A 6,734-nucleotide genomic window follows, 5' to 3' on the forward strand; every position below is an offset into this window, starting at 1 on the left:
ACCTCCCCGGGAGGCCGATCCGTAGGCGCTGCCCGCTGGGAGCGGGGCCTTCGGGGTGCCCACGAAAAGGGGTCCTCCACGCTGCCCGCGGGAGAGGGCCCTCGCCGTGCACACCGGCTCGGGCCTCAGCGCGCCTCCCGCTGCTCCACTGCGGCGTTGTACGCCGCCACCTGCGCCCGCCGGGCCACCCGCTCGACGGGCCGCAGGGCCTCCGCCCGCGCCCGCATCTCGGCCGAGCTCACGGCGCCGCCATGCCCGTTCTCCTGCGCCAGCGAGATCAGCAGAGCCACCCGCCGCGCCAGCTCCAGCACCCGGACCGCCCGCGGCGGATATCCCGGGGCCAGGATCTCCCGCCCCCGCTCGGCCCGGGCCCGGTACGCGTCGATCGCCGCCTCGGCCACCGGCCCCGACGCGGCCACGTCCAGCTTCGCCAGCACCTCGGTCGCGTCCCGCAGGCCCTCCGCCAGCTCCCGCTCGGCCTCGCCCAGCGACGGCACATCGGCGGGCGGCGCCTCCCGCACCGGCAGCACGTGCCAGACGACCTCCACATGGACGTCGCCGTCGGGACCGGCCTCGTACACCTCCGGCACCAGCCCGAAAGCCGCCCCGTGGCAGACCACCGCCTCCTCGGCCTCCAGGGCCCGCGCGTTGAACTCCGGCGGCCCGCTCAGCCCCAGCGGATGCCCGGGCGCGGGCAGCGCCACCCGCAGCCCGGCGACCCCGAGCCGCCGCAGCCGTCCCAGGGCCAGCGTCAGCCCGACGGGCGCCGACTCGCCGGGCAGCCCCTCCACCCGGTGCACAGCGTCGTCCCCGACGATCTGGAGCACAGCGTCATCTGGTGAGACAAGTCCGGCCAATAGGGCATTACCCCAAGCGGCGAGGCGTCCTGAGCGCGGTTCGGAGAGCATGCCACCACCCTAAGGACCGGACCGATGGAAGGATGGGCCGGACCGGTGGCGTAGATTTCCTCGAGGGGCTGCGCCTACAGGCGCACGCGACCACCGAGACGCCGAGACCGGTCACAGCAAGGGGAGACAACGCGCTCATGAGCGATGTTCTGGAGCTTCAGGACGTAACCGTGGTCCGTGAGGGCCGGGCTCTCGTGGACCAGGTCTCCTGGTCGGTCAAGGAGGGCGAGCGCTGGGTCATCCTCGGCCCGAACGGCGCCGGCAAGACCACCCTCCTGAACGTCGCCTCCAGCTACCTCTACCCGACCAAGGGCACCGCCACCATCCTCGGCGAGACCCTCGGCAGGCCGGGCACCGACGTCTTCGAACTGCGCCCCCGCATCGGCGTCGCGGGCATCGCCATGACCGAGAAGTTCCCCAAGCGCCAGTCCGTCCTCCAGACCGTCCTCACGGCCGCGTACGGCATGACCGCCACCTGGAACGAGGACTACGAGGAGGTCGACGAGCAGCGGGCCCGCGCCTTCCTCGACCGCCTCGGTATGACCGAGTTCGTCGACCGGAAGTTCGGCACCCTCTCCGAGGGCGAGCGCAAGCGCACCCTCATCGCCCGCGCCCTCATGGCCGACCCCGAGCTGCTCCTGCTCGACGAGCCCGCCGCCGGCCTCGACCTCGGCGGCCGCGAGGACCTCGTCCGACGCCTCGGCCGCCTCGCCCGCGACCCGATCGCGCCGTCGATGCTCATGGTCACCCACCACGTCGAGGAGATCCCCCCGGGCTTCACCCACGTCCTGATGATCCGTCAGGGCAAGGTCCTCGCCGCGGGCCCCATGGAGCTCGAACTCACCTCCCGCAACCTCTCCCTCTGCTTCGGTCTCCCGCTCGTCGTCGAACAGGTCGGCGACCGCTGGACGGCGCAGGGCCTCCCCCTCGCCTGACCCCGCACGCACGGCCCGCGCCCTGTCCGTGACAGGGCCCACGGGCCTACCATGACCATGTGGAAATCGACGCGTGGGTTTGGTGGTTGATCGGCGCGGCAGCGCTCGGCATCGGGCTCGTCATCACCGCGATGCCCGAACTGGGCATGCTGGCGGTGGGCGCCGTCGCGGCCGCCCTGGTGGCCGGTTTCTTCGGCGGTGACGCCGTCGCCCAGGTCGTGGCCTTCGTCGTCGTGTCCACCGCCCTCATCGCCGTCGTGCGGCCCATCGCCAACAGACACCGTGCACAACGACCCCAACTCGCCACCGGCATCGAAGCGTTGAAGGGCAAGCAGGCGGTCGTACTGGAGCGCGTCGACGCGGCCGGCGGCCGGATCAAGCTCGCCGGCGAGGTCTGGTCGGCCCGAGCACTCGACACCGGCCGCAGCTACGAAGTGGGCCAGGAAGTGGACGTCGTGGACATCGAGGGGGCCACGGCCATCGTCATGTGACCTCGTACGACGCAAGTGACGCGAAGCCCTCACGGGGCACGCGACGGTCTGTCAGACTCGTCAGCAAGATCTTCAACAAGCATAAGATCTTCCGAAGTTGGCGCAGTTGCCGCAGTGGAGAAGGGGTACGGGGAAACGACGATGGAACCGGTCATCATCGTCCTGGTCATTCTGGTGGTGTTGGTCTTCATCGCCCTGATCAAGACGATCCAGGTCATCCCGCAGGCGAGCGCGGCCATCGTCGAGCGCTTCGGCCGTTACACGCGGACACTGAACGCGGGCCTCAACATCGTGGTCCCGTTCATCGACACCATCCGCAACCGCATCGACCTGCGCGAACAGGTCGTGCCGTTCCCACCGCAGCCGGTGATCACCCAGGACAACCTGGTCGTGAACATCGACACCGTCATCTACTACCAGGTGACCGACGCCCGGGCCGCCACCTACGAGGTCGCCAGCTACATCCAGGCGATCGAGCAGCTCACCGTCACCACGCTCCGCAACATCATCGGCGGCATGGACCTGGAGCGCACCCTCACCTCCCGCGAGGAGATCAACGCGGCCCTGCGCGGCGTCCTCGACGAGGCCACCGGCAAGTGGGGCATCCGCGTCAACCGCGTCGAGCTGAAGGCCATCGAACCGCCCACCTCCATCCAGGACTCGATGGAGAAGCAGATGCGCGCCGACCGTGACAAGCGCGCCGCGATCCTCACCGCCGAAGGTACGCGCCAGGCCGCCATCCTCACCGCCGAAGGTGAGAAGCAGTCCCAGATCCTGCGCGCCGAGGGCGAGGCCAAGGCGGCCGCCCTGCGCGCGGAAGGCGAGGCCCAGGCGGTCCGCACCGTCTTCGAGGCCATCCACGCCGGCGACCCCGACCAGAAGCTGCTCTCCTACCAGTACCTCCAGATGCTCCCGAAGATCGCCGAGGGCGACGCCAACAAGCTCTGGATCGTCCCCAGCGAGATCGGCGACGCCCTCAAGGGCCTCTCGGGCGCCATGGGCAACCTCGGTGGCCTGGGCGGCGGTTCGGGGGGCAGCGGCTCCTCCGGCTCGGGCACGGAACGCCGGGAGAAGCCGTCGATCGACTGACCGATCCCCGCACCACATGGCTGGGGCCCGCCTTCCAGGAAGGCGGGCCCCAGCCATGTGGTGCGGGAGACTCAGGCCGCGTCGTCCAGAGCCAGCCAGTCCGGCAGCCCCGCGAGATCGTCCGCGCCCAGCGCCAGCAGCATCGCGTCGGCCGGTGTCGGCTCGAAGGGCTCCCGCAGCAGCGGCATCCCCGCCTGCTCGGGCGTCCGGTCGGCCTTGCGGTGATTGTCCTCCGCGCACGAGGCGACCGTGTTCAGCCAGGTGTCCTGCCCCCCGTGCGACCGCGGCACCACGTGGTCCACGGTCGTCGCCCTGCGGCCGCAGTACGCGCACCGGTGCCGGTCCCTGACCAGCACACCCCGCCTCGACCACGGCGCTCGTCTTCGGAACGGCACCCTCACGTAGCGGCACAGTCTGATCACCCGCGGCGCCGGTATGTCCACCGCGGCTCCGCGCATGCGCAGTTCTGGGTGGGCCTGCTCGACGACGGCCTTGTCCTGGAGCACCAGCACGACGGCTCGGTTCAACGTCACCGTCGACAGCGGCTCGAAGCTCGCGTTCAGTACCAGCGTCTCCCGCATTGCAGCCCACCTCCCGTGCACCTGCCCACCCCCTGGCGGGCTGGGATCAACTCTGGCCGGGCACGCCGAGATGGACAACGAAATAAAAAGTGCCCGCCTCCGATCACTTCCATGACCGGGGGCGGGCAAACGTTCCATGAACGTCAGGATTCCGCGGGCACCTCGTACTCGGCGATCAGGTTCGCCCGCGCGAGCGTGTGGAACCGCAGATTGAACCCGACGGCGGCCGGGCTCGCGTCCGAGTCCGGACCGAGCTTCTCCTGGTCCACGGCGTACACCGTGAACACATACCGGTGCGGCCCGTCACCGGGCGGCGGCGCGGCCCCACCGAAGTCCTTCGACCCGTAGTCGTTCCGCGCGTGCACGGCACCTTCCGGCAGCCCCTCGAACGAGCCGCCGCCCGCACCCGTAGGCAGCTCGGTCACCGACGCCGGGATGTCGAAGAGCACCCAGTGCCAGAACCCGCTCCCCGTGGGAGCGTCCGGGTCGTAGCAGGTCACGGCGAAGCTCTTGGTGCCCTCCGGAAAGCCCTCCCAGCGCAGCTGCGGCGACGTGTTGCCCGCCGCGTGGACCTGGGCGTCCTTCAGGATCCCGCCGTCCTGGACGTCCTCACTCGTGACGGTGAAGGACGGCACGGGCGGATGGTAGTCGTGGGGGAGCGGCCGCCGCTTGAGCTCGGACACTTCGATACCTCCTGACGAAACAGTGGAATCAGCAGTTCCGAGCCTAGAACCAGTTGCGCTTGCTGCCGACCTCGGACAGCCACTGGTTGAGGTACGCCGCCCAGTCGGTCGTGTGGAAGTCGTTCAGGCCCACCTGGAAGGAACGGAAGGTGTCGCTGCCCTCGCTGAAGAGCCCCGGCCTCTTGTCCATCTCCAGCACGACGTCCATGGCGTTCGCGTCCGCGACGAAGCTCAGCTCGACCTGGTTGAGACCGCGGTACTGCTGCGGCGGGAAGAACTCGATCTCCTGGTAGAAGGGCAGCTTCTGCCGCGTACCGCGGATGTGGCCGCGCTCCGCGTCCGCGTTCTTGAAGCGGAACCCGAGCTGGATGAACGCGTCGAGGATCGCCTTCTGCGCCGGCAGCGGGTGCACGTTGATCGGGTCCAGGTCGCCGGAGTCCACGGCACGTGCGATCGCCAGCTCCGTCGACACACCGATGTTCATGCCGCGCAGCGCCTGCCCGTCGATCATGGTGATCGGCGTCTCCCACGGGATCTCCAGCCCGAACGGCACCGCGTGCACCGCACCGGCCTGCAGCTCGAACGCCCCGCCCAGCCGGGTCTTCGCGAACTCGATGTCCTGCTTCACCTCCGAGTCCTGCGTCTCCACCTCGACCCGCGCCTGCAGGCCGACGGCCAGACCCTCGATGTCCTGGTTCACGGACCCGCCCTGAATCCGCACCTCACCCTGGACGACACCGCCCGGGACGACGTTGACCTCGGTCAGCACCGTCTCGACCGAAGCACCGCCGGCCCCCAGGCTCGCGAGCAGCTTCTTGAACGCCATGACTCTCCTCAACTCAGAGTGGATCCCTGATCCCTACAAACGCGATCCGGTCGTGGCCGGTTCCGCGATCCCACCCTGACAAGGCGTGCGCTCCCTGACCACCCCGTGGCGACCACGCCGTCTCCATTACGCTCGGACGGCATGATCGTGATCTCCGACCGTACGCCCCGACCCCGGCCCCGCACCGACCGGCCCGCCCAGCACGGAGCCCGGCGGCCGGTATGAACGTCGAAGACCTGGCCCATGCCGCCGAAGCGGTCGCGCCCAAGCTGCTCGGCGCCGTCCTCACCCACAAGACCGCCGAAGGCACCGTCAGCATCGCCATCACGGAGACCGAGGCGTACTCCGGCGCGTCGGACCCCGCCTCCCACGCCTACCGGGGCAGGACACCCCGCAACGCCGTCATGTTCGGACCGGCGGGACACCTGTACGTGTACCGGTCCCACGGTCTCCACTGGTGCGCGAACGTCGTCACCGGGACCGACGGCATCGCCTCGGCGGTCCTGATCCGCGCGGGCCGGGTCATCGAGGGGGCGGACCTGGCCCGCGAACGACGAGGCCCGAAGGTCGAGGACGCACGTCTCGCCCGGGGCCCGGGGAACTTCTGCCAGGCGCTCGGCATCACGGCGGCGCACGACGGCGCGGATCTCCTGAGGGGCACCTCGGTCACCCTGTCCCAGGGGGAACCGGTGCCCGAGGCCCTCGTCCGGGTCGGCCCCCGGGTCGGCGTCAGCAAGGCCCACGACTGGCAGCACCGCTTCTACGTGGCCGGCGACCCGACGGTGTCGGCGTACCGCCTGAGCCCGAGAGCCAAGCCGTCCACCGGGGCCTGAGTTGACGCGCCTTGGCCGGTCGCGTAATGTAGCCCGAGCCGCTGAAGCGGGTACTGCGAAGTCAGCAGCCGTAGCGGCCAACCCACTACCTGGTACAGCCCCTGAAACGGGGTCGATTCTGGCGTCTCCGTATGCCCGAATTCGATTCCGCGGAGCCCGATTATGAATCGGGCGGGGGAATCGGCTAACGTAGTGAATGTCGAAAGGCCGACAGGCGAAAGCCAGAGGCCCTCGGCGATCCCGCCGGCAGGGAATCGGATCGAAAAAGCATCTGATAGAGTCGGAAACGCAAGACCGAAGGGAAGCGCCCGGAGGAAAGCCCGAGAGGGTGAGTACAAAGGAAGCGTCCGTTCCTTGAGAACTCAACAGCGTGCCAAAAGTCAACGCC

8 protein-coding genes are annotated in these 6,734 nt (G+C 69.6%); 4 read left to right on the plus strand and 4 right to left on the minus strand.

All coding sequences use genetic code 11. The features are described 5' to 3' along the window. Positions 1-125: 125 nt before the first annotated feature. On the minus strand, positions 126-908 hold the full coding sequence (locus ABZ899_RS10215) for a hypothetical protein (RefSeq protein ID WP_361343519.1): 783 nt from the start codon (positions 906-908) through the stop codon (positions 126-128). 137 nt (positions 909-1,045) lie between these two features. Here ABZ899_RS10215 and ABZ899_RS10220 point away from each other — a divergent pair, with 137 nt between their 5' ends. The 3 genes from ABZ899_RS10220 (at position 1,046) to ABZ899_RS10230 (ending at position 3,423) form a co-directional block, all read left to right on the plus strand. Further along, entirely contained in the window at positions 1,046-1,843 is a 798-nt protein-coding gene (locus ABZ899_RS10220; RefSeq protein ID WP_361343521.1) for an ABC transporter ATP-binding protein, read from the plus strand. 59 nt (positions 1,844-1,902) lie between these two features. Beyond that, complete coding sequence (locus tag ABZ899_RS10225; protein ID WP_361343524.1) at positions 1,903-2,334, plus strand: NfeD family protein; 432 nt, start codon at positions 1,903-1,905, stop codon at positions 2,332-2,334. 141 nt (positions 2,335-2,475) lie between these two features. Further along, positions 2,476-3,423 carry an SPFH domain-containing protein gene (locus ABZ899_RS10230; RefSeq protein ID WP_361343526.1) on the plus strand — a complete coding sequence of 316 codons (948 nt, stop codon included), beginning with the start codon at positions 2,476-2,478 and terminating at the stop codon, positions 3,421-3,423. A gap of 71 nt (positions 3,424-3,494) precedes the next feature. Here ABZ899_RS10230 and ABZ899_RS10235 read toward each other — a convergent pair whose 3' ends face one another. The 3 genes from ABZ899_RS10235 to ABZ899_RS10245 form a co-directional block, all read right to left on the minus strand. Next, positions 3,495-4,004, minus strand: coding sequence for an HNH endonuclease (locus tag ABZ899_RS10235; protein ID WP_361343529.1), 510 nt, complete (start codon positions 4,002-4,004; stop codon positions 3,495-3,497). Positions 4,005-4,147: 143 nt separating this feature from the next. Beyond that, the gene (locus ABZ899_RS10240) at positions 4,148-4,687 is read right to left on the minus strand and encodes a YbhB/YbcL family Raf kinase inhibitor-like protein (protein ID WP_361343531.1); all 540 of its coding nucleotides are present in this window, start codon (positions 4,685-4,687) and stop codon (positions 4,148-4,150) included. A gap of 43 nt (positions 4,688-4,730) precedes the next feature. Next, positions 4,731-5,513, minus strand: coding sequence for a sporulation protein (locus ABZ899_RS10245; RefSeq protein ID WP_361343534.1), 783 nt, complete (start codon positions 5,511-5,513; stop codon positions 4,731-4,733). Positions 5,514-5,734: 221 nt separating this feature from the next. Between ABZ899_RS10245 and ABZ899_RS10250 the strand changes: the two genes are divergently transcribed. After that, on the plus strand, positions 5,735-6,346 hold the full coding sequence (locus ABZ899_RS10250; protein ID WP_361343536.1) for a DNA-3-methyladenine glycosylase: 612 nt from the start codon (positions 5,735-5,737) through the stop codon (positions 6,344-6,346). Positions 6,347-6,734 lie beyond the last annotated feature (388 nt).

The sequence above is a fragment of the Streptomyces sp. NPDC046859 genome, from assembly GCF_040645135.1.
In the GTDB taxonomy this organism is placed as follows: domain Bacteria; phylum Actinomycetota; class Actinomycetes; order Streptomycetales; family Streptomycetaceae; genus Streptomyces.

Coding starts and splice junctions, on each gene's coding strand:
- ABZ899_RS10215 (WP_361343519.1), bottom strand. CDS start 908: ATGCTCTCCGAACCGCGCTCAGGACGCCTCGCCGCTTGGGGTAATGCC.
- ABZ899_RS10220 (WP_361343521.1), top strand. CDS start 1,046: ATGAGCGATGTTCTGGAGCTTCAGGACGTAACCGTGGTCCGTGAGGGC.
- ABZ899_RS10230 (WP_361343526.1), top strand. CDS start 2,476: ATGGAACCGGTCATCATCGTCCTGGTCATTCTGGTGGTGTTGGTCTTC.
- ABZ899_RS10235 (WP_361343529.1), bottom strand. CDS start 4,004: ATGCGGGAGACGCTGGTACTGAACGCGAGCTTCGAGCCGCTGTCGACG.
- ABZ899_RS10245 (WP_361343534.1), bottom strand. CDS start 5,513: ATGGCGTTCAAGAAGCTGCTCGCGAGCCTGGGGGCCGGCGGTGCTTCG.
- ABZ899_RS10250 (WP_361343536.1), top strand. CDS start 5,735: ATGAACGTCGAAGACCTGGCCCATGCCGCCGAAGCGGTCGCGCCCAAG.